This is a genomic window from Desulfitobacterium chlororespirans DSM 11544 (assembly GCF_900143285.1).
Taxonomy (GTDB): Bacteria; Bacillota; Desulfitobacteriia; order Desulfitobacteriales; family Desulfitobacteriaceae; genus Desulfitobacterium; species Desulfitobacterium chlororespirans.
Genome location: NZ_FRDN01000003.1, coordinates 81,682 through 102,831, shown reverse-complemented (window position 1 = coordinate 102,831; position 21,150 = coordinate 81,682). Strand labels below are relative to the sequence as shown.

Genomic DNA, 21,150 nt, shown 5'->3' with positions numbered 1-21,150 from the left:
GTCACTCCTCCTACATAAGTACAGCTAAAACCACGGCTATTCCGGTACCGATGGCAAAGGCTGTTAAGAAAGCCTCAGTTCCGCGGGCAAGCCCGGCGATAAGGTCCCCGGCCATCAGATCACGGACAGCATTGGTGATCAATACACCGGGCACTAAAGGCATAACCGAGCCGATAATGACTTTGTCGATCTGAATATCGATACCGAGATAATAGAAAAAATAAGCAATAAAGCCGATGGTGAAGGCAGCAAAGATTTCGGAAAAGAATTTGACAGCAATGCGGCGGTTGGCTTGGGCATAAAGTAAAAACCCCAGCCCTCCAGCCACTACTGAAGGCAGGAAATCAATCATGGTTCCCCCAAAGGTCAGACTGAAAAAGCCGCCGGCCAGAGCGGCCGCGATAAGCTGCAGCCAGAAAGGGTAAAGGAAGCCGGATTTTTCGATAGCCAAAAGCGCTTCATGGGCCTGCTGAAGAGTAAGCTCTTTTTCGCTTAATTTGCGGGAGATCTCATTGACACTGACGATTTTATTCAGATCAATTTGACGTTCGTAGATTCTTAGGAACTTAGTCTGTTCCTGATTCCGCTCCTGGCCCTGCAGGGATAGGAAAAGCCCTGTGGGCGTAACATAGCTGTGAGCCTCAGGAACTGCACAGGTACGGGCAATACGGTTCATCGTATCTTCGATACGATAGATCTCCGCCCCGCTTTGCAGCATGATTTTACCGGCCAGAAGACAGACTTCCATGACCTCCCCAATGGCTGAATTCACTTGGTTTCCTCCTATTTAGAAGCGGCCAATTCATAGTGAACCGTAAATTAGCTGCTTTATGAATTCCGACAGGTTTGAATTAAGGTATTGATTCCATACCATGATAGCACAACTCTGAGAGAATCTACAAAGTAGAAAAATGGCACAGCAACAGTAAGTAAAGATAATGGAAAGAATGATCAAAGAAAGATGAAAAGAAGTAAAAAAGATTTCCCAAAAAGTGATTGAATTATTATGCATGTATGCGTATAATTATTAAATAATCATAGAGGAGGTATCGGTGTGAAAGTAGGAATTATCGGAGCCACAGGGTATACAGGCCAAGAGCTGGTGCGTTTACTCCAAAATCACCCTGAAATAGAATTAGCCTACTTAGGCTCATCCAGTAATAGCGGAGCAGTCTATGAGGAGATGTTCCCACAGTTTTCAGGGCTAAGCTCCAGCATGGATGCAGGGTCAGGGTTAGGAACAGGGAAACTGGATGATGAACAGGTGCCGGATTTGGACGTTTTATTCTGCGCCCTTCCTCATGGCTTTACCGCAGGCCGAACTGCTCAATGGCTGAACCGGGGGATCAAAGTCATCGATTTAGGGGCAGATTTCCGCCTTAAAGATGGAGCAGTTTATGAAGCCTGGTATAAAGTTCAGCACCCTGCCCAGGAGCTGCTGCCGGAAGCCGTCTATGGGCTTCCGGAATTATATCGGGATAAGATTGCCGAAAAAACTCTCGTAGCCAACCCCGGCTGCTATCCCACAGCCACCCTATTGGCTTTGGCTCCGCTGCTGCAGAAGGGGCTGCTGCAAAAAGATGGACTGATCATCGATGCCAAATCCGGAGTTTCCGGAGCCGGGCGGGGCGTTGCTTTAGGAAACCTTTTCAGTGAAGTCAATGAGAATTTTAAAGCCTATGGGGTAGCCAGTCACCGCCATACCCCGGAAATAGAGCAGCAATTAACGGAGGCTGCCGGAGCAGAGCTCCTGGTTAATTTTACCCCTCATCTTGTGCCGATGATTCGGGGAATCCTTGCCACCATCTACGCTCAGGTTACGCCCGGCGTTACAGAGGCTGATCTTAAAGCCTGCTGGCAGGAGCAGTATGAGGAAGAGGAGTTTGTGCATATCCTTCCGGAGGGAATCTGGCCCCAAACAAAGTTCGCTTTAGGAAGCAATCATAGTTTTCTCCAGCTTAAAATAGATCCGCGAACCGGGCGGGCTATTCTGGTCTCGGTGCTGGATAATTTGGTCAAAGGCGCTTCAGGGCAAGCTATTCAGAATATGAATCTGATCTGTGGACTGCCGGAGAATATGGGGCTTAAAATGAGAGGGCTTTGGCCATAAATAAGTTCCATTCAGGCTGTTTGGATTTATTAAATAATATTCGGTCTATCAAAATAAAGGGTGTGAGTGAAATGGATAATATAACTCAGAATACAGAAAATATAGGCCAATCCCAACCCAAGTGGTCCTGGATTGAGGGAGGAATTGCTGTTCCTCAGGGATTCCGGGCGACGGGAGTTAAGGCAGAGATTAAATATCCGGATAAATACGATGTGGCCTTGGTTTATTCCGAGGTGCCGGCTCAAGCTGCGGGAGTGTTTACCCGCAATAAGGTGAAAGCCCATCCCCTAATTCTGACCAAAAAACATTTGGAGAATGGTGTAGCACAGGCCATGGTGGCTAACAGCGGCAACGCTAATGCCTGTGTGGGAAAACCGGGGGATGAGGCCGCTTGGGCTATGGCTGTGAAGACTGCCGAGGTGCTGGGAATTGCTGTTGAAGATGTGCTTGTAGCCTCCACCGGGGTTATCGGCGTGGAATTGCCTGTAGTGAGTGTTGCCAGGGGGATCGAGAAGGCTTCTCTGGAGATCGCTGAGAAAATTTCCCCAGAGGAAATGATGCAGAATTCTCACCAGGCAGCGTTGGCTATCATGACCACTGACACCGTGGTTAAAGAGGCAGCGTGTGAATTGTCCACAGAGCATGGTGTAATCCGTCTGGGGGCAATGGCTAAAGGCTCCGGGATGATTCATCCCAATATGGGCACCATGCTGGGCTTTATCGCTACGGATGCTGCCATACCGGCCTCTGAGCTGCAAGAGCTCTTAAGGGAGGCGGTGGAAGACAGCTTTAATATGGTGACTGTGGATGGGGATACCAGCACCAATGATATGGTATTGGTTCTGGCCAACGGAAAGTCGGGTATTACCTTAAATCCCCAAGAGTGGGCGGAGTTTCGCCGGATGTTTTGGGCCGTATGCCAGAAGCTGGCTCAGGACATTGCCCGGGATGGAGAAGGAGCGACCAAATTCCTGGAAGTCCAGGTCCTTGGGGCGGCCGCAGTGGAGGATGCCCGTAAGATTGCCAAAAGCATTTGCGGCTCCAGTCTGGTGAAGACAGCCCTTTACGGAGAGGACGCCAACTGGGGAAGAATTCTTGCCGCCGCCGGCTACTCCGGAGCAGAATTCAATCCTAACCAAGTAGAGATCTACCTGGGCCATGTTTTGGTGGCTAAGGAAGGTCAGGGGGTTCATTTCTCTGAAGAGGAAGCCAAGAAGGTTCTCAGCAGGAAGGATGTGACCGTCAAGCTCCTTCTTCAGGAAGGGCAAGCCCAAGCCACAGCCTGGGGATGTGACCTGACCCATGATTATGTCACCATCAATGGAGATTATCGGACTTGAGCGAAGGCCGAATAAGAAATACCAAGGTCTCAAGGTTCTGGTCAAAGAGGGATTCTTGCTCTCCGGCCTCCGCCTTCCGACCTCAAGAAAGGGGATATGGAGATGACTCCTCTGGATAAAGGTCTCGATAAAGCCAGAGTGCTCATTGAGGCACTGCCCTATATTCAGAAATTCGCCGGCAAAACAGTGGTGATCAAATATGGCGGTCACGCGATGCTGGAGCAGGACCTCAAGGAAAAAGTCATGCTGGACATTCTTCTCCTGCACTCCGTCGGGATTCGTCCGGTGGTGGTTCATGGAGGAGGTCCTGAGATCAATTCAATGTTGACCAGGGTCGGCAAAGAAAGCCATTTTGTGCGGGGGCTGAGGGTCACCGATAAAGAAACTATGGAAATCGCTTCCATGGTCCTGGTGGGAAAGCTCAACACAGAAATCATTTCCTTGCTCAACCGTTTCGGCGGCAGAGCTGTGGGGCTGTCGGGAAAAGATGCCCAGCTGCTCCAGGCGGTTAAGAAGCCCATGAAATTTGAGAATTCCCAAGGGGAGCTGGAGGATGTGGATTTGGGCTTTGTAGGTGAGATCGAACAGGTCCGCCCGGAAATAGTTACTTCTCTTGTGGAGCAAGGCTATATCCCGGTTATTTCACCGGTAGCCGGCGGTGAGGATGGGGAATCCTATAATATCAACGCCGACACAGCTGCCGGGGAAATTGCCAAAGCCTTGAAAGCCGATAAATTTCTGCTGCTTACCGATGTGCCTGGAGTTCTCAGAGATGTAGAGGATAAAGATTCCCTGCTTTCCGTGATCAAAGAAGATGAGATCTCGGGGCTGATTGATTTGGGTGTAATCAGCGGCGGAATGATTCCCAAAGTAGAATGTGCCCGGGCAGCTCTGCAAGGGGGCGTGGGAAGTGTTCATATTCTCGATGGACGAATACCTCACGCCATTCTCCTGGAACTCTTTACAGACGGCGGAATCGGCACCATGTTTAATGCTTAAACTCAAATAGACTTTAGAAGGGGAGGCAGCAACTATGTGCGAGAAAACCCATACCATGATTCAACGGGGCCAGAAGGTAGTGATGAATACCTATGGCCGTCTGCCTATGGCCATTATCAAGGGAAGGGGCACCATTGTCTGGGATATCGAGGGTAAGCAGTATTTGGACTTTGTCACAGGCTTGGCAGTCAGCTCTCTGGGTCATAGCCATCCGGCGGTGGTGGAGGCCATCCAAAAGCAGGCTGAAGAGATTTTGCATACTTCCAATTTCTATTGGATTCCTAACCAAATCGCCCTGGCGGAAAAATTAGTGGAGCATTCCTTTGCCGATCAGGTATTTTTCTGCAACAGCGGCGCCGAAGCCAATGAAGCAGCCATAAAATTAGCTCGAAAATATGCCAAAGAACATTACAGTGAGGATAAATATGAAATTCTGACTCTGGTCAACTCCTTTCATGGCCGGACCTTAGCCACCTTGACGGCTACCGGGCAGACTAAATACCAAAAAGGATATGCACCTCTGCCGGAAGGATTCACTTATGTGCCCATCAATGACCTGGCCCAGCTGGAAGAGAAAATGAGCCCGCAAGTGGCAGCTGTCATGCTGGAGCCTATTCAGGGAGAGGGCGGGGTATTTCCTTTAGAAGTGGAATTCTTAGCCAAAGCCCGCCAGCTTTGCGATGATTACGGGGCACTTCTTATCTTTGACGAAATCCAGGTGGGATTAGGTCGAACCGGCAAGCTTTTCGCCTATGAATGGAGCAATGTAGCTCCGGATATTATGACCTTAGCCAAAGCTTTAGGGGGTGGAGTCCCTATCGGAGTTATGCTGGCCAAGGAAAAAGTTGCCGCCACCTTTAAGCCCGGGGATCATGCCTCGACCTTCGGAGGAAACCCTCTGGCTACAGCCGTAGGCTGTGCTGTAATGGATGTGCTCACTGAAGAAGGATTCCTGGAAGATGTTCAAAAAAGGGCTCAGTATTTTAAGCAAGAGCTGCAAAAGCTGGCGGACAAATTCCAAACCGGCACAGAAATCCGGGGACAGGGCTTTATCCTGGGCTGGCCTCTTGAACGCCTGGGAGCAGAGATTGTGGAAGGAGCCAGAGAAAAAGGTCTGCTGATTAACTTTGTGGGAGGAAAAGCCTTAAGATTTTTACCCCCTCTCAATGTTTCCTATCAGGAAATAGATGTGGCCATCACCATACTCGATCAAGTCTTTGCTGAGCAATGGTAGAGTGATACAGGGTATAAGACCATAGGAAAAGGAGAGTCCATCGTCTGTCTCTGCAAGGTAGACGATGGGCTCTCCTTTGGGTTTTATCTTATTCTGCCATTACCTGTCTTAGAGAATTCAGAGGGCAGCTTCAGCCGCGGCATTTTGTCCGGCAATCCTGCCAAAGACAAAACAAGTAGCTACACTGGTACCGCTTCCGCCGTATTGCTGAGCGATGACATTGGTGGCATTTCGTCCGGCCGAGTAGAGCCCGGCTATAGGTGCACCGGTCTCAGCGGAGAGAACCTGAGCTTTGGTATTGATCCGCAATCCGCCTACGGTGAACATACTGGTGGGGACGATTTCCAGAGCATAAAAGGGAGCTGTGGCGATCGGCTTGATGAATTTGCTTTGTTTATTAAGTAAAGGATCCTTGCCTTCAGCCACTTTGGAATTATAGAATTGCACGGTGTTTTCCAGGACACCTTCAGAAGTACCCAGTGCTTTAGCCAGCTCTTCAATACTATTGGCTTTAGTGACCTTGGCCTTTTCCAGGCTTTCTTTGGATTTATCCGGCAAGGTATCATACATTTGGGCATCGAAGAGGAGATAGCTGGGAAGATGCTTCTGCGGTTGGTGATTCTGGAGCATATATTCTGCTACCCAAGAATGGTAATGGTCTTCGGCGACGAAACGTGAACCGAATTGATTGACAATGATGCCTTGAGAGAGGGGGCCGCCGGCACAGCCTTCCTGAGTGGTGTAGGCATAGGCCGTACTGGTGGAGAAAGCCATATGCATGTTTTGCAAAGCTGCCCCCACAGCCTGCCCCATTTTGATCCCTGCACCGTTATCCCCGGCGGTTCCCAAAGCCAGCACTCCATTGAAGGCTGGGCAGTAGGTTCTCACCATATCTTCATTCTTGGCAAAGCCGCCGGTAGTGAGAACCACGGCTTTGCGAGCTTTGATGGAGAGAGTCTTATCCCCTTGTTTAGCCTTGATACCAAGAATCCGTTTTTTATCATGATCATAGATCAACTGCTCTCCCGCTGTTTCGTACATAACCTTAACCTTAGGCTGAGCTTCCACAGCCCGTAACAAAGGCTGGAAGAAGCCGGAGCCGTCTCTTCCTCCCGGCCGGGTTTCGCTGTCTACCCAGCCTGTGCGGTGTACGGCTTTGCTCACGGCGGCATAATCCATATGGTACTCGTCCCCTGTACAGGTTAAACCGGCGGTAGGATTGGGAGTATCAGGCCAGAGGGGATTGATACCGGGATTGAACTTTACGCCAATCTTTTCCGTAAGCCAGGTGTACATAGCCGGGCTTTGTTCAGCAAAGATGCGGCACTGCTCCTCGTCGGCCCCCGTACCCAAGGCCGCTGTTAAATAGTTGTAGAAGTTCTCCGGGCTGTCTTCAAAGCCGGCTGCCTTCTGTAGAGCGTTGCCGCCGCCGATGGTGACCAGGCCTCCGCAGATATTGGTGCTTCCGCCGGCCGTTTTAGCCAATTCGAGAACGATAACTTCGGAGCCTGCGGTTCCCGCCTCCCAGGCCGCCGCTCCTCCCGCACCCCCAAAGCCTACCACCACCACATCCGTCTCGTGGTCCCAGGCTGTTCCCTCTGCCGGTGCCGGCGGGCTATTTTGGGAAGCGTCGGTGGAACAGCCGGCTAAGCCCATGGCTGCTATACCGGCAATACCAAAAGCTGCGCCCTTGATAAAATCTTTACGGGAGATTTCCTTTGAGCTATTTGAAGTCGTCATGAACCAGCCACTCCTCATCTTTAGTCTTGAGATTTTATTCACTAATAATCTTTCCTTCCAGCGATCCTCTGGTTTGTAAAATTATAAGACTAATACTGATAATCAGAGTATATACAGTTGTCGAATAATCCCCCTTTCCATAAATACAGTAATTTGTTATTATTATCACAGGTTCTTTGGTATTACCTTAACATTCTGACTCCAGTCATTCAATATGTTGCCGGTTAAACGAGACAAAAAGGGGGTAAATGTCCCGTGCAGAAGAAGAGCTTTGCCCAAGATTGTCTGTATACTGCTATAATGAGGCTAATGAAGGAAAAAGATGTTAATGACATCACTGTGAAAGAATTAGTGCTGAAAGCTGGAGTATCCCGTTCAACTTTTTACCGCTATTATGCACAGCCTATGGATGTCCTTCGGGATTACCTTCAACCTTTTGATGATAACAATGCCCACTTGGATGACGAAGAGGATAAAAAGGTTTATTTGCGTAGGTTTTATCAGTATTATACACGCCACAGTGAGCTTATTTATGCTTTAGTTCAGGCTAATAAGACGGAGTTTCTCAGAGAAACCATAGGCGGCCACATTCTCGAAGTCTTTACAGACATGATGACCAATAAAGGAGTATCTTCTTTTCTGCAAAAAGCCAGTGTGGGATTATGTGTGGAAATATTGATCGTCTGGATTGTTAATGATAGGAAAGAAAAGATCGAAGAAATGACTGACACTGTACATAACATGGTTTCTGTGATTGAAAGAGTATCCTAGAATCGTCCCCATGCCTTCCTGGAACAGGGCAAGATAAGGAGGAAGATCATGAAAGAGTTCACGAATACTAATGGCATTTATTTGGGGTCGCCAGGATTGAATCAGGAGTGGCTGGAGAAGGCTCAATATGCCTTGAACTCAAGTAATTTAAAGAGCTGGACAGCAGGAATACGTTTTTCTCAAGTCCCGGATATGATCACCTCCCACCTTAAGTCCGCACTTTTAAATTCTTATTTGAACAGTATAACCCAGCGTCTGGGGGAGATGGATAGGGATTTACTCCATAAGGCCCATGTTATTTATTGTACCGACGATCGCGGGAATATTCGTGATCTGAGTCTCAGCCCGGATGTCAGTGAACGGGTGGATCATCATCTATGCAGATTTGTCATGGATCTTCTTGATCAAGAGAATATTTGGGAAGATGCAGTGAGATGGTATTGGAATAACTCTGTAATCTGGACACTGGAGGCCATGTCTCAGGAATTCGAGCAGAGAACACTATCCTGTATGTCGGAGCGGACCTGGTCAAAGGTCTATTCCAAAACGCTTTGCTATGCAAATGCCGAGCGGTTTAACAGTCTCTTTGATATTTATGCCAAAAATTTTGTGGATCTCTACATGCAATCCCTGCAAAAAGAGTATCTGGGGCCTTCCCGGTATAGTTTGGTTTTCTATGAAGAATTTTTAGGGTTAAATGCACCGGCTGTGGGGGTGCAGAGTATCCTCCGGCCTAGAATGATTAAAGAAAAAACCTCATATCTAACTACGTTTAGTATGGCCGTGTACCATCAACTGCGCAAAGCAGTAGCGGCACAGGAATTCACCGTCCATGACAACAGGATCTGGCTTAGTGCGAATTTGGAAACCCCCAGCGGCAGTTCCAGCGGCAGAGCGATTTTCAAAAGTGAAAATGATTTACTCATTAATGCTTGTCAAGATCTGACAAAAGGGATGAATGACGAGACAGCTGATGTCATGGATTCGATCTGCCACCTCTGGCTCAAAAGATCCACATCTTCTCAAGAAAAGATCATGATTCATGCAGACGATATTCTCGATCTCCGGGGGTTGCTCAGGCAGAAAAATGGTCATGGTCAAAGGGGAGGGTATAAAGCGGAGTGGCGGGAACGCATTGCCGCTCACATGGAGTTATTAAATCGGCTCTGGATTAATCCCGCTGGGCTCAACTCTTTTACCTTAGAGGAAAAAGCCTTTATTATTTCTAAAAGTAAGAATTCACCGGAGGCGGGAAGCAGAGGAGATTACACATGGGAGGTGCGGCCGGGTAATCCTTTGGTTCGCGATTTGCAGAAGGGGAAGAGGCAAACCTCCATCCTTTCCAAGCGGGTTTTTGAACTTGATCCATACCGCCAGGCTTACGAAAAACGGGCGGCCCGCTATTTCTCCTGGCTATGGAGAAGCCGGCAATCCCGGGGGCATTATTTGGAACCGATCCGCATCCCGACCTTGCTTAACGCCATACATCTGGAATATCAAAGATCACGTTCAGCAAAAATAATTGAGCGATTCGAAAAAATGATGGACGCTCTCAAAGATAAGGAGATTATTGCCGGTTGGCAATATGATCGGATCTACAGGAATGGGCAGGATTGGCTGGATTTGAAATTGGTGGTGGAGCCTCCTCAGGCTATAATCGATCAATACGCCAAGATTAAATCAGGGACAAAGCCAATCAAACCACCCAAATCCGCAGGAGTATCTTTAAATAACCTTGGTGAGCAATTAAGGAAGGAACGCTTAAGAAGAAGATTGACCCAGATGCAGGCAGCGGAGGCCATTGGTATTGATCAAACCACGGTTTCCAAGCTGGAGTTGGGGCGAAGAACCCCCGACTTCCAAACCGCTCGAAAAATTCAGCAATGGTTCACTACAGCATCTATCTGAACAAACTCTACCCTATGCAAATTTTACTCTACCCTATCCTTATCAAGACTCTACCCTATCCATGCTGTAGAATGGCTCCTCTTCCTCACATAGCAAGGGCTATGCTCCCTTAAACACATTAAAGACAATGAGGCTAAGCCTGTTTGCGCGTCTGCAGACAGGCTTAATATATAATGGTTATAGGCATAGAGCAAAGGAGGAATTGGGCGCTTTTGATGTGAAAGTGCACTCAAGAAAGAGGTGAGAGGATTTGGAAAAAGGTATAAAGTGGGCTAAAAGAGTATTTTTACTGCTGGCACTTGCTTTGGTTGTGACTGTCAGCACAACGACGGAAACCAATGCTTTTGTCTCCATGAGTGAGGATCAGGTTACCTGTACGCCTTGTCATGAAGACGGACGTAAAGGGGATGGTAAGGGCGGCGAAATCCATCCCGATGGCGCAAGTGAGAATGAGGGAACAAAGGGAGAAGGTAAAACGGAAGAAAATCCTATTCTTACTCAATATCAGAGTACAATGACAGGCAATCTGACCATCGCCCCGGCAGCAGCTTGGGATGATCTTTGGTCTTGGGTTCAAGCTCAACCCCCGGCAAAAATCGAAAGCAAATATGACGAGGCATTTCAAAAATAAGCGTAATGGTAATGAGGGAGTGACTCTTGATGAGCGATAGTTTAAATGTAAGCCGTCGTAAATTTATGATTGGCGGGTTAGCTACGGCAGTAGCAGCGGGAGCAGGCCTTTTAACAGGATGCAGCAATCAGTCAGCTGCGCCCCAGACACCGTCTGACTCAGAAAACTGGGATGCTGAAGCGGATGTTGTCGTAGTAGGATTTGGTTGCGCCGGCGGTGGAGCTGCTGTTTCCGCAGCAGAAGCCGGAGCCTCGGTATTGGTGCTGGAATCTTTACCTATTCCAGGAGGAACGACTCGGGTGTCTGGCGGAGCCTTATGGGTGCCTGCCAATCCTATGCAGAAAAAAGAAGGAATCCCGGATTCCATTGAAGAAGGCCGTCAATATATTATGAAAGGCAACGACGGCCAGGTTGAAGAAGAACTCATCGATGCCTACCTGGAAAATGGTCCCCAAATTGTTGAGTTTCTTATGAACAAATTGAACATTGAATTCAAGTTTGGTTATCCTGATTATCACCCGGAATGGCCGGGAGGAAAGAGACTGGGTCGCAGTATCAGTCCTTCCTACAATGGCAAAGGTTCCGGGGAAGCCTTAATGGCTGCTCTTTACGATTATGCTCTTGCGAAAGGGGTAAAATTTGCCCTGAATACTCATGCCAAAAAGCTTATTAAAGATGATTCCGGCAAGATCACCGGTGTCATCGCCTACCAGGACAGCAAAGAAATCCGTGTTAAAGCTAATAAAGGAGTCGTTCTGGCTACAGGCGGTTTTGAATGGGATAAAAGCTTGCTCAAAACCTACCAAAGAGGTCCGGTGGATGCATCCGTGGTCTTTAATCCCGGCAGCGGCGGCGGAATCTATGGCTGCGGTGACGGCTTAAGAATGGCTATGGAGGCCGGTGCCGATCTGCGCAATATGAACGAATCCTGGGGGCTAATGGTTTATTTGCTCCCCGGCTGGGAGGACGAAGTGGCCAACTATCGTCAAAACGCCAAAGATTACAAGAAGAGCACCTGGAAAACGATTATTGGCGATTGGTTCCTCTGGAGAGGAAAACCCGGCACCATCGTTGTTAACAAAGAGGGCAAGCGTTTTATGAACGAAGCCTGCGACTATGATACCTCCGCTTATCCCTTCTATGAAAGAGATACTTTTGGAGAGAACCGTTGGCGGAACTTGCCGGCCTTTGTCATCGCTGATTCAGTTCAATGGAGCAAGTACGGTATTGCCGGTGCTAAAGGAGATAATGTTCCTGATTATATCACCAAGGCAGATACTTTGGCAGAACTGGCTCAAAAACTAGGTATCGATGCCCAAGGTTTGGAAGCTACTGTAGCTGAATTCAATAAATATGCTTCCCAGACTCCTCCCACAGATCCTCATTTCCATCGTGGCGAAAGCTATTTCGACCGGCTTGCCTCCGGTGACTACGCTATGGCCCAGGCAGATCCCGAGAATCCCGCCTGCACCCTGGCCCCCTTGGCCAAAGGTCCTTACTATGGCATCCAGATTCATTCGGGCAATTGCGGAACTTGTGGCGGAGCACGGATTAATGCAAAGGCACAAGTTATCGATGTCCATGGCAATGTCATCCCCGGTCTCTATGCTGCCGGCAATGCGGCAGGATTAGGCGGCCCCGGAATCACCTATCATGGCCCCGGAAACCCTGTAGCCGGTGGAGTTATCTTCGGATACCTGGCCGGACTGGATGCAGCCCAAAAGGTTTAAAAATATCTTTACATAGTAAGGCAGTATAGAGGGAGCGCATCATGGTGATATGCTCCCTTTTCATGGAATCAAGAACTCATTTGTTGGTGCTATGCTGTTTATTAGGCAACTTGTGGCCAGGATTGCCCTTTCCCTGATGTTTTTGGTTTTCTTCTGCCTTCTTCTTGTCCTCGTTAAATTTATCTGCGAAGTTCATGATCACCCTCCTCGGTGTTTAATTAATGATTAGTTTATCTAAGAGATAGTCTTATATTCCTCTTAGCTAAATATTTGTTACCACGTTGAACCTATTGTATAATTCCCTTATTAAAGTTTTTGAGGTAGAGCATAATGGAAACATCAAAGACTGGCATTAGCCGCAGGAAATTCATTACCTTGGGAATTGCAGCCGTAGGAGGGTTAGCTTTGGCCTCTCATGTAGGATATGACAATGATAACGACAATACCGAAAAAATGAAGAAGCCAACCCAGATTCCCACGCCCGCTAAGTGGAAGAACGAAGAACTGACGGTGGCTTGGCTTGGTCACGCGGGTTTTTTGATGAACTTTTATGGCACAAAAATTCTCATCGATCCAGCTTTTTATGAGAGAATCGGGTTGACTCCTTTAGGCAATTATACTGTCGGTATGAAGCGCTATGTGGCCTGCCCCTTAACGGCAGAACAGGTAGGCAAGGTAGATCTGGTCATTTGCTCCCATGCCCACACCGATCATTTTGACTACCCCAGCCTCAGGAGCATGCAATCACCGGATACTGCGGTCGTTACAGCCAAGGGAACCCGCTCCCTTTGGGAGGGGCTGAATTATAAAACTATCGATGAGATGCATTGGGGTGACGAAAAAGAATATCCGGGGGGACTTAAGGTCAAAGCCATAGAGGGGGAGCATTGGGGAGCACGTCTTCCTTGGAACAAGGAGATGGAAGCTAACTCCATCCTTCTTTCTAAAAATGGTGTCAATCTTTTCATAGGTGCCGATACGGGTTATACGGAAAAATTCCAGCAGCAATTGCGGGAAGTGGAGATTGAGCTGGCAATCATGGGTATTGCCGCCTATTCGCCTAAATCCTTCGAAGCCCGTCACGCTACTCCGGAGCAAGCCATTCAGATGGCCGAGGAAATGGGAGCGAAAAAAATTCTGCCCATGCACTGGGGGACCTTTAAACTTTCCCAGGAGCCCATGGAGGAACCCATTCAGCGTTTTAATCAGGCCATGGCGGGGAAAATGGAGAAGATCGCCCTTCAGGAAATTGGGGCCACTTGGGTGCAAAGTTAATAAGCAAATAAGTCAGGGGCGTTCATGTGTGGTGAACGCCCCCTGACTTATTTGCTGAGGAAAACCGATTTCAACTCGATTATTGTTCATATGGAGGTGTGAATTAAGGGACCTGTCCCCATGATTCCATGATTCATCCATGATTTCATCGGACTTAGTAGAAGGCAGGATTGGCGTAGGTAGCCTGAACGGCTTTTTTTACGGCATTAGCTAATATATCATCTTTAGTGATGTCTTTAGCTCTTTTTTTGGCCTCTTTCCGCTCTCCCTTATCCACCAGGTAGGGGAGAATTCCACTGGCATAAAGCAAGCCGATGAGCTTAGCCGTTTTGCGATCCGGGCTTTCCCCCCGCAAAAGCACCCGGTGGATCCGATCCAATATATCCTTCCTTGCCCGTTCATCCCGGACAGGATAACGGGTGGAAGTAAAGAAGAGAAAGCCCTGCTGCTCTTCCTCCCGCAAGAGAGCCTTATCCGCCATCTCCTCCAGAAGACTCTTTCGTAAGCCCTTGAGGGTGCTGCGAAGCTTGGAAACCCAATATTCAGGAGGACGATGACGTTTGCTGGAATCCATCGGCTCAAGGGCAAGTTCCAGACGCCGGTTATTAAAGGGTCTGGCATCGAGGACTTCCACAGTTTTTTTATCCACCCGAATCCGCTTGAGATGCTCTAACTCCATAAGGATGGCACCGGTAAGACAGTAATCGATGAAGGTGCTGGCCGTAAAAGAGAAGTTACCCTTTTCTTCATTCAGAGAAATGAGAAGAACTTCTTCCATGAGGGTTAACATCTATATAATCTCCTCCTTCACCAGGTGTTTCCCCGCCCTTATTAAGGCGTCCCGACTTGCGGGTAGCTTCTCGAAGCAGGAACTCAATATGAGAGTTGACGCTTCGAAACTCATCGGCTGCCCATTTTTCCAGAGCCGTATATAGTTTGGGATCTAACCTTAAAGCGAATTGTTTCTTGGACATACTCATCAACACCTGTCAGGATTATTCTAAATTAGTAGAGGGTACCTGTATTAATGACGGGCTGAGCGGAGCGGTCAGAGACGATGGCCACCAGCAGATTGTTGATCATGGCAGCTTTGCGCTCCTCGTCAAGCTGGACGACATTATTCGTTTCCAGGCGTTCCACAGCCATCTGGACCATACCCATGGCGCCTTCAACGATAATTTGACGGGCATCCAGAATGGCATTGGCCTGTTGACGCTGGAGCATGGCACCGGCGATTTCAGTCGAATAAGCTAAGTGAGTCAGGCGGGCCTCCATAACTTCTACCCCAGCCACTTTGAGACGTTCCTGAAGTTCCAGAGAGAGTTCTCTGGCCACTTCTTCGGAATGACCCCGCAAAGAATAGCCGTCCTTTTCGAAGTTATCATAGGGGTAACGGCTGGTCACATGACGGAGAGCGGTTTCGCTTTGGATCTCTACGAATTGCTCGTATCTATCCACATCAAAAATTGCTTTGGCGGTATCCACAACACGGAAAACGATCACAGCGGCGATTTCAATAGGGTTCCCTTCCACATCATTGACCTTTAAAGTCTTGCTGTTGAAGTTGCGGACCCGTAAAGAAACAGATTTACGTGTGGAAAGGGGGATGGTGAGCCAAAGACCAGGTTCACGTATGGTCCCAATATAGCTGCCGAAAAAGGTAATCACATAAGATTTATTGGGCTGGATGACAACGATACCGCTGGACAGAAGCACTCCGATGAGGATAAGAGCGATTCCCAGGGTAAACTGTGTTTGAATGAGCAGGGCTGTGCCGCCGATGAGCGAAGCCAAAACGACAACCACAGCAAGATAACCATTGAGTACCCAGGCTTTTTTTTCTTTCATAATGGATAGCCTCCCTTTAAGAGTAAAATTGGATTAAGATTAATACGATACTATTATGATATCACTGTTATAGTTGAGTGTAAACAGTTTCAGAGATAAGAATAAAAAAATACTTAAAACTATCGTAAGATTAGTACAGATAGTCCGAAGATATAGTACAGATAGTCGGGCATAGGATGCAGATAGATGAAAAGGCAGTAAAAGACCTGGACGATCCCAGGCTGAGCTATAGATCTTTGTCAAAGGTGTTCATTAGGGAATTTAAGACAGAATGTAAGCAAATAAGTCTGAGCACAGAATACCCTCTTCGACAGGCTTCACTTCTTCACTATGAGATAATATTCGGGATGCATACTGAAGGAGTGGGGTCCATGAAGAAGAGCAAAAAAATTGCCGCTGTAGTTATCCTTTCCTATTGTATCTCGATGAATACTCCTGTCGTTGCCTCGCCAGATCCTCAGGCAGGAGATTTCCCCGAATCGACGGCAAATCATCAAATAAACCAATACAGGCTCTACGGGGATACTCGATACGAGACAGCCAAGATCATCTCTGAGTATTATCGCGACCAAATAATCCTTGCCAATAGCCCTGAAAACAGCTCCGATGATCCTCCGGAAAGTTCTCCGGAAAAAGTGAAAAATGTGGTGATCGCCACCGGAAACGGCTATGCCGATGCCTTATCGGCCAGTGTGATGGCTCATGAAATGAAGGCCCCGATAGTTTTAGTGGATACTAAAACCGAGACCTCTCAGGATGCTTTCGACTATGTTGTTCAGAGCCTAGACCCCGAAGGAACCCTATATATCATAGGTGGAGAAGGGATTATCGCCGGTGAGTTTGAGAGAAAATTCATCGATCTTGGATTCTCTAAGGTAGTTCGAATTGCCGGTGAGGATCGATATGACACCTCTTATCAAATCGCCGCTGCTCTCAAGGAAAGCACATACTCTACAATAGTCATATCTTCGGGGGAACAGTATGCCGATGCCTTGAGCATCTCCAGCTTTGCGGCCAATCAAGGCTGGCCCATTTTATTATCTCCTCCGGCCGGGCTGTCTCCGGAGCTCAAGGAATTCCTTCAGGAAAAGAGGCCGGATAAGATCTATATCACAGGGGGAACAGGGGCCATTTCCGACCATATTCTCTCCGAGATTCATCAATTACTGCCCCAGGTCCATGTGGAGCGCTTAACAGGGCTATCCCGTTATGATACCAACGTGGTTATAGCGAAAACCTTTGCTCCCAATCCACCAGTCTTATATCTTACCACAGGCCATAATTTTGCCGATGCCCTATCGGGTAGTGTGGTAGCCGCTCAAAAGGGAGCCCCTATTGTCTTTATCGATCCTTCAACTCCTACCCTGCCCAAAGCTGCAGCTCAATACCTGGAAACCCTCTCTCTACATGAGATCAAGACGGACCTTGTCGCTTTTGGGGGCGAAGGTGCGGTACCTGGTGCGATCTTAAAAAGCGCCGCAGATCTGCTCTTAGGGTCGGTGAGAGCCCTAGACATTCACTCCATACCTGAGATCGAAGCCACAGTGGCACAAGGAAAGGAGTATCCCTTACCGGCAACGGTTCCAGCACATCTTTATAATAGCGATATAGTGAATTTACCCGTCCGATGGGATGGGTCCGTCATCAATACTCAGACTATGGGAGTAAAGGTTCTGGAAGGAAGGGTGGAGGGATATGAAAAGCCCGTCAAATTAAATCTTAAAGTGAGTGAGCCCCTGCCCCTGACCGAGTTTTCCACTCACTTTAACGTCAACGAAGTGAACCGTACGGAGAATATTCGCTTGGCTGCCGAAGCCATCGATGGTGCCCGCTTAGCACCGGGTGAAATCTTCTCCTTCAACGAGACGGTGGGGGAGAGGACTATGGCAGCAGGGTATAAGGAAGCTGTGGTTATCGAAGGGAATCGTTTCATACCGGGTATTGGCGGAGGAATATGCCAGGTTTCATCCACTCTCTTCAATGCCGCCAATCAGGCCCATTTAGAAATCGTCGAAAGGCATCATCATTCCCTGCCGGTTGGCTATGTGCCTCCGGGTCAAGATGCCACCGTATTCTATGCTGTGCTGGATTTTAAATTCAAAAACAATACCAAGGAACCCCTTGTCCTGCGGACATGGGTAGAGGGAGGCACCTTGACCATAAAGATTTATTGAGATAAAGAAGGTAAAAAGAGGGGACATAAAAAGAGGAGACAGGTACCATGATTCAACTTAATTTGAATCACGGTACCTGTCCCCATTTTTCACTTTTTGTGATCATTAACCTTCATTGATGATGAGTGCCATCATGACGAGATCCTCATCAGTGTTATTTTCCAAGCCGTGGCTTTCCCCTACTTTGATAACGCATACATCTCCGGGACCTACCTCACTGCGTGTTCCGTCACTATCAGTGAAGATGCCTTTTCCGGAAAGAATATAATAGGGTTCAGTGTTGCCGACATGCTGGTGATAGCCAATGCTGCTATGGGGGTTTACTGTGACTTTGGCGTAGACATTGGCGTGTCCCATCAGCTCTTCTTTGGTCAGGATGTGAGAGAATACCACACTTCCTTCACCACCCCGAGCGTTATGGACTGTTTCATCAATAGTTTTTCTAATCATTTTTAAACCCTCCTTATCAGGTTTGATTGCTATAGCATAACTCTTTAGTATGAGTGCGATGCAACGCTACACTGATCTAGTATACAAATACTCAGGTACAGGTGTAAAGTCCATTTCTCAGCAACATGTTTACGTGAAAGGATTCGCCAAAGACTATATTCGAGGCATTGAGATGTTCAGCAGCTCCAGAATCTTAAAGGAAAAGTAGAGATAATGCAAGGTGTCACTATGATTCAAATCCATATTCGTTAGCTTTTCGATTTTTTCCATACGGTTAAAAAAGGAATTGCGATGGATATTCAGCGAGGCCGCTGAAGAGGTGGTGTTTTTGAAGTTGAAAATATAGGTATAAAGGCTGTAGGCATACTCGCTTTTATTTTGTTTATCGTAATCCAGGAGCTTGATAATGCCGGGGTGGATGAGTCTGTAGAGGCTGTAGAGATCCTCATTATCCCTCGTAAAGTTTATAATCAGGTGAAAGATGACATAATCCTCGTATTGGAAAATAGAGCGGTCAGTATGAATAAGCTTGCCTATTTTAAGAGCCTCGATGGATTCCAGATAAAAGTAACGCAGCTCTTTAAGGTTGTAAAAAGGACGGCTGATGCCTGCTTCCAGGTTATAAGCCAGGATAAACTGCCTTAACCCCTCCAGCTCTGTTGCGAAGAATTGTTGTTCACTCTCAAAGCTGGCGATTAGAATGATTTTGCGGTTATGAATAACCCCCTTAGCATAATTTAAATGCAGCTCCAATTCATCTTTTAGATAAGGAAGGGTGGAGATGGTTTTGTCCCAATTACTAATGTCAACGGTTATAACGCAGAGGATGCTTTTCAGGGCTAATCTAAGTTGGTTTAGTTGTTTATCCATATGCTTTAAGTTTTGAGGAATTCCTTCCAGCAAATCGTAGAGAAAGGCCTCATGGGACAGCTCACGGGAATAAATAACATATTTGCTTTTTTGCAGCTCAATGGAAACCGCTTGGCAGAGAAGGGAAACTGTATTCAGGTCTCCTTCGTTAAAGTTCCTCTGGTGGGCGCAGACAATAATATGAGCCAAATGCTCTCCTTCAATCATAATTTTCCCGATGATGCGGGGATATTTGGAATAGGCATCCGACCAGAAAAAAGGGGCGTCGCTTTCAGCAATTTTTTCGATGAGTTTATTGTCCACATAGTAAGAAAAGGTCTGAAGGGAGTTGCTCGCAGTATGGACGGTCTCATTCCATACAGGGTCATCCTCTACGGAGGATTCTCCGGTTATAGCCAGAACATTGGCACGCAAATCCAAAATGGAAAAGGGATTCTGGAGCAGTTCATGACCGATGGCAACCAGAGATTGAAGAGATGAGTCCGCAGACAATGCCTTCAATAACTTCGCGGAAAGTGAGGTCTGTTCATGAAGAGAAGAGATGTCCATATCCATGCCTCCTATTTCAAACCGTTAGACTATGCACTATGCACAGTTTGATCTGCGTAAAAACAGATAATCTTCCATAGGTCGAAGAGAGTGGGAAGGAGAATTGATAAAAGTCTATCTATGGGCGAAGAGCAGAATTCGGCAGAGCCTGAAAACCAGCTACTCTTAGTTTAACATATTACAAGTATAAATCTGCGGCTGTCCAAGGGCAACCCGTGATTTCCCTTCATTGGAGGTACAGGTCAAAGATCAGGACTATGTTTTCAAGCATTAATGTAGGAGGTCTGTTATGAGTAAAGGCACGTTAAAATTTGGGGTACTCGCCGTGAGTGCTATGGGGATGGGGGCTATGGTCACCAATCCGGTATTAGCCGATATCATGAAAGCTTTTCCTGATATTGATCCCACCACAGTCATGTTGATTTCCGGTCTGCCCTCATTGTTCATAGTGTTTTTCGCACCGATTTATGGGAAATTAACTCAATATTTTCCTAAAAAAACTCTGCTGGCTTTTGCATCCCTCTGCTTTGTTCTGGGTGGGTTTTTGCCGGCCTTCATGACCCATTTTACCCTGATTTTGGCTATGCGCTGTTTATTGGGAGTTGGTCTTGGCTTTCTGATGCCTATGGCAGCGGATCTGATCTCCGACTTTTTTGACGGACATGAAAGACAGACAATGATGGGATTCCAATCGGCTTTTACCAGCATCGGCGGTATTATGTATCAGATGGCCGGGGGATTTCTTGGCTCCTTTGGCTGGAATTATGCTTTTTACGCCTATCTGCTTGGAGTTATCATCTTCCTGGCTGTCCATTTTACCCTTCCGGAACCCCAGCGAAAGACAGCTCCTCAAGGTGAAAAGTTAAAAATGCCTGGTAAAGTTTATCCCTCTTTCATCGCTTTGTTTGCTTTTCAAATGATTTTATTTATCCTCACCAACAATGCGGCGGTGATGCTCGATGGGGAAAAGATTGCTGATGCGTCCTCTATTGGGGTAGCCCTAACCCTTATGACCGTCGGTGGTCTCATCGGAGGCTTCTTCGCTGGAAAGGTCATGAGAGTGTTAAAGGATTATACATTTACCTTGCTCTTCCTCCTTTTCGGCGTTGGTTTTGGTATAGGCTACACCTCTTATACCCTTACACAATTTTTTGTGGCAACGACGCTTATCGGTCTGGCCATGGGGGTCCTGGTACCTTCTTACTGGGTAAAGCTTTCTGTCACGGTCCCTCCTCCCTTAGTAGCCTTAGCCATTTCCATCGGTGTCAGTGCCATGAATATTGGCGGCTTTATCCAGCCCTATGTTTATGACGGAGTCAGAAAACTCTTTGGACTTCAGATTGGCAGAGATTCTTTTTTGGTAGCGATGATCGCCAGTTTGCTCATGGCTGTCTTTGTTCTGGCTGAAGCAATGGTTGCGAAGAAAGGCAGCTCAGAGGATGTGCCCGCCCGCTGAACCAGCCGGCCATGTCGCAGGCGGTACTGGCAGAAGATGAAAGACGGATAGGTCGTTGCCATCTG

At 47.5% G+C, this 21,150-nt stretch carries 19 protein-coding genes; 11 read left to right on the top strand and 8 right to left on the bottom strand.

Annotation, left to right across the window (positions count from 1 at the left end):
* Positions 1–10: 10 nt before the first annotated feature.
* Positions 11–772, bottom strand: coding sequence for a threonine/serine exporter family protein (locus tag BUA14_RS00480; protein WP_072770782.1), 762 nt, complete (start codon positions 770–772; stop codon positions 11–13).
* Between the two features lie 282 nt (positions 773–1,054).
* Between BUA14_RS00480 and argC the strand changes: the two genes are divergently transcribed.
* The 4 genes from argC (at position 1,055) to BUA14_RS00460 (ending at position 5,683) form a co-directional block, all read left to right on the top strand.
* Positions 1,055–2,110 (top strand): N-acetyl-gamma-glutamyl-phosphate reductase, encoded by a 1,056-nt coding sequence (argC, locus tag BUA14_RS00475; protein WP_072770781.1) that lies wholly within the window; start codon positions 1,055–1,057, stop codon positions 2,108–2,110.
* 71 nt (positions 2,111–2,181) lie between these two features.
* Positions 2,182–3,450, top strand: coding sequence for a bifunctional glutamate N-acetyltransferase/amino-acid acetyltransferase ArgJ (argJ, locus tag BUA14_RS00470; RefSeq protein WP_072771189.1), 1,269 nt, complete (start codon positions 2,182–2,184; stop codon positions 3,448–3,450).
* A gap of 102 nt (positions 3,451–3,552) precedes the next feature.
* Positions 3,553–4,449 (top strand): acetylglutamate kinase, encoded by an 897-nt coding sequence (gene argB / locus BUA14_RS00465; RefSeq protein ID WP_072770780.1) that lies wholly within the window; start codon positions 3,553–3,555, stop codon positions 4,447–4,449.
* Between the two features lie 34 nt (positions 4,450–4,483).
* Positions 4,484–5,683 carry an aspartate aminotransferase family protein gene (locus BUA14_RS00460; protein WP_072770779.1) on the top strand — a complete coding sequence of 400 codons (1,200 nt, stop codon included), beginning with the start codon at positions 4,484–4,486 and terminating at the stop codon, positions 5,681–5,683.
* Positions 5,684–5,800: 117 nt separating this feature from the next.
* Here the strand turns inward: BUA14_RS00460 and BUA14_RS00455 are convergent, their stop codons facing one another.
* Positions 5,801–7,423 carry an FAD-dependent oxidoreductase gene (locus BUA14_RS00455; RefSeq protein WP_072770778.1) on the bottom strand — a complete coding sequence of 541 codons (1,623 nt, stop codon included), beginning with the start codon at positions 7,421–7,423 and terminating at the stop codon, positions 5,801–5,803.
* A 255-nt stretch (positions 7,424–7,678) separates the two neighbouring features.
* Here BUA14_RS00455 and BUA14_RS00450 point away from each other — a divergent pair, with 255 nt between their 5' ends.
* The 4 genes from BUA14_RS00450 to BUA14_RS00435 all read left to right on the top strand — a co-directional run bounded on the left by BUA14_RS00450 (position 7,679) and on the right by BUA14_RS00435 (position 12,463).
* A complete protein-coding gene (locus BUA14_RS00450; protein WP_072770777.1) occupies positions 7,679–8,194 on the top strand; it encodes a TetR/AcrR family transcriptional regulator in 516 nt (171 codons plus the stop codon).
* A 48-nt stretch (positions 8,195–8,242) separates the two neighbouring features.
* A complete protein-coding gene (locus BUA14_RS00445) occupies positions 8,243–10,102 on the top strand; it encodes a helix-turn-helix transcriptional regulator (RefSeq protein ID WP_072770776.1) in 1,860 nt (619 codons plus the stop codon).
* Between the two features lie 250 nt (positions 10,103–10,352).
* Positions 10,353–10,733 carry a hypothetical protein gene (locus BUA14_RS00440; RefSeq protein WP_072770775.1) on the top strand — a complete coding sequence of 127 codons (381 nt, stop codon included), beginning with the start codon at positions 10,353–10,355 and terminating at the stop codon, positions 10,731–10,733.
* Between the two features lie 29 nt (positions 10,734–10,762).
* Positions 10,763–12,463 (top strand): FAD-dependent oxidoreductase, encoded by a 1,701-nt coding sequence (locus BUA14_RS00435; protein WP_072770774.1) that lies wholly within the window; start codon positions 10,763–10,765, stop codon positions 12,461–12,463.
* A 76-nt stretch (positions 12,464–12,539) separates the two neighbouring features.
* On the opposite strand, the gene BUA14_RS00430 is transcribed toward BUA14_RS00435, so the two are convergent.
* Positions 12,540–12,659, bottom strand: a complete 120-nt coding sequence (locus BUA14_RS00430) for a DUF4023 family protein (RefSeq protein WP_005808661.1) — start codon at positions 12,657–12,659, stop codon at positions 12,540–12,542.
* A 134-nt stretch (positions 12,660–12,793) separates the two neighbouring features.
* Here BUA14_RS00430 and BUA14_RS00425 point away from each other — a divergent pair, with 134 nt between their 5' ends.
* Positions 12,794–13,738, top strand: a complete 945-nt coding sequence (locus BUA14_RS00425) for an MBL fold metallo-hydrolase (protein WP_072770773.1) — start codon at positions 12,794–12,796, stop codon at positions 13,736–13,738.
* A gap of 154 nt (positions 13,739–13,892) precedes the next feature.
* Here the strand turns inward: BUA14_RS00425 and BUA14_RS00420 are convergent, their stop codons facing one another.
* From BUA14_RS00420 to BUA14_RS00410, 3 genes are read right to left on the bottom strand one after another with little or no spacing between them, the layout of a single operon-like run.
* Complete coding sequence (locus BUA14_RS00420; protein ID WP_072770772.1) at positions 13,893–14,528, bottom strand: GOLPH3/VPS74 family protein; 636 nt, start codon at positions 14,526–14,528, stop codon at positions 13,893–13,895.
* A complete protein-coding gene (locus BUA14_RS00415; RefSeq protein ID WP_015943033.1) occupies positions 14,485–14,718 on the bottom strand; it encodes a type II toxin-antitoxin system antitoxin in 234 nt (77 codons plus the stop codon). Before BUA14_RS00415 ends, BUA14_RS00420 begins: the two co-directional genes overlap by 44 nt.
* A 25-nt stretch (positions 14,719–14,743) precedes the next feature.
* On the bottom strand, positions 14,744–15,586 hold the full coding sequence (locus BUA14_RS00410) for an SPFH domain-containing protein (RefSeq protein WP_072770771.1): 843 nt from the start codon (positions 15,584–15,586) through the stop codon (positions 14,744–14,746).
* Between the two features lie 176 nt (positions 15,587–15,762).
* Here BUA14_RS00410 and BUA14_RS00405 point away from each other — a divergent pair, with 176 nt between their 5' ends.
* On the top strand, positions 15,763–17,760 hold the full coding sequence (locus BUA14_RS00405; protein WP_084078288.1) for a cell wall-binding repeat-containing protein: 1,998 nt from the start codon (positions 15,763–15,765) through the stop codon (positions 17,758–17,760).
* Between the two features lie 105 nt (positions 17,761–17,865).
* Here BUA14_RS00405 and BUA14_RS00400 read toward each other — a convergent pair whose 3' ends face one another.
* Entirely contained in the window at positions 17,866–18,210 is a 345-nt protein-coding gene (locus BUA14_RS00400; protein ID WP_035213443.1) for a cupin domain-containing protein, read from the bottom strand.
* Between the two features lie 153 nt (positions 18,211–18,363).
* Positions 18,364–19,635 carry a PucR family transcriptional regulator gene (locus BUA14_RS00395; protein WP_005808645.1) on the bottom strand — a complete coding sequence of 424 codons (1,272 nt, stop codon included), beginning with the start codon at positions 19,633–19,635 and terminating at the stop codon, positions 18,364–18,366.
* Positions 19,636–19,918: 283 nt separating this feature from the next.
* Between BUA14_RS00395 and BUA14_RS00390 the strand changes: the two genes are divergently transcribed.
* A complete protein-coding gene (locus tag BUA14_RS00390; protein ID WP_072770769.1) occupies positions 19,919–21,085 on the top strand; it encodes an MFS transporter in 1,167 nt (388 codons plus the stop codon).
* Positions 21,086–21,150: the final 65 nt, after the last annotated feature.

Excerpts from the sequence above, each read along its gene's own strand:
- BUA14_RS00445 (WP_072770776.1), top strand. The coding sequence starts at position 8,243 with ATGAAAGAGTTCACGAATACTAATGGCATTTATTTGGGGTCGCCAGGA.
- argB (WP_072770780.1), top strand. The coding sequence starts at position 3,553 with ATGACTCCTCTGGATAAAGGTCTCGATAAAGCCAGAGTGCTCATTGAG.
- BUA14_RS00410 (WP_072770771.1), bottom strand. The coding sequence starts at position 15,586 with ATGAAAGAAAAAAAAGCCTGGGTACTCAATGGTTATCTTGCTGTGGTT.
- argJ (WP_072771189.1), top strand. The coding sequence starts at position 2,182 with ATGGATAATATAACTCAGAATACAGAAAATATAGGCCAATCCCAACCC.
- BUA14_RS00435 (WP_072770774.1), top strand. The coding sequence starts at position 10,763 with ATGAGCGATAGTTTAAATGTAAGCCGTCGTAAATTTATGATTGGCGGG.
- BUA14_RS00430 (WP_005808661.1), bottom strand. The coding sequence starts at position 12,659 with ATGAACTTCGCAGATAAATTTAACGAGGACAAGAAGAAGGCAGAAGAA.
- BUA14_RS00405 (WP_084078288.1), top strand. The coding sequence starts at position 15,763 with ATGCAGATAGATGAAAAGGCAGTAAAAGACCTGGACGATCCCAGGCTG.
- BUA14_RS00420 (WP_072770772.1), bottom strand. The coding sequence starts at position 14,528 with ATGTTAACCCTCATGGAAGAAGTTCTTCTCATTTCTCTGAATGAAGAA.
- BUA14_RS00415 (WP_015943033.1), bottom strand. The coding sequence starts at position 14,718 with ATGAGTATGTCCAAGAAACAATTCGCTTTAAGGTTAGATCCCAAACTA.
- BUA14_RS00460 (WP_072770779.1), top strand. The coding sequence starts at position 4,484 with ATGTGCGAGAAAACCCATACCATGATTCAACGGGGCCAGAAGGTAGTG.
- BUA14_RS00455 (WP_072770778.1), bottom strand. The coding sequence starts at position 7,423 with ATGACGACTTCAAATAGCTCAAAGGAAATCTCCCGTAAAGATTTTATC.
- BUA14_RS00425 (WP_072770773.1), top strand. The coding sequence starts at position 12,794 with ATGGAAACATCAAAGACTGGCATTAGCCGCAGGAAATTCATTACCTTG.
- BUA14_RS00395 (WP_005808645.1), bottom strand. The coding sequence starts at position 19,635 with ATGGATATGGACATCTCTTCTCTTCATGAACAGACCTCACTTTCCGCG.
- BUA14_RS00390 (WP_072770769.1), top strand. The coding sequence starts at position 19,919 with ATGAGTAAAGGCACGTTAAAATTTGGGGTACTCGCCGTGAGTGCTATG.
- BUA14_RS00400 (WP_035213443.1), bottom strand. The coding sequence starts at position 18,210 with ATGATTAGAAAAACTATTGATGAAACAGTCCATAACGCTCGGGGTGGT.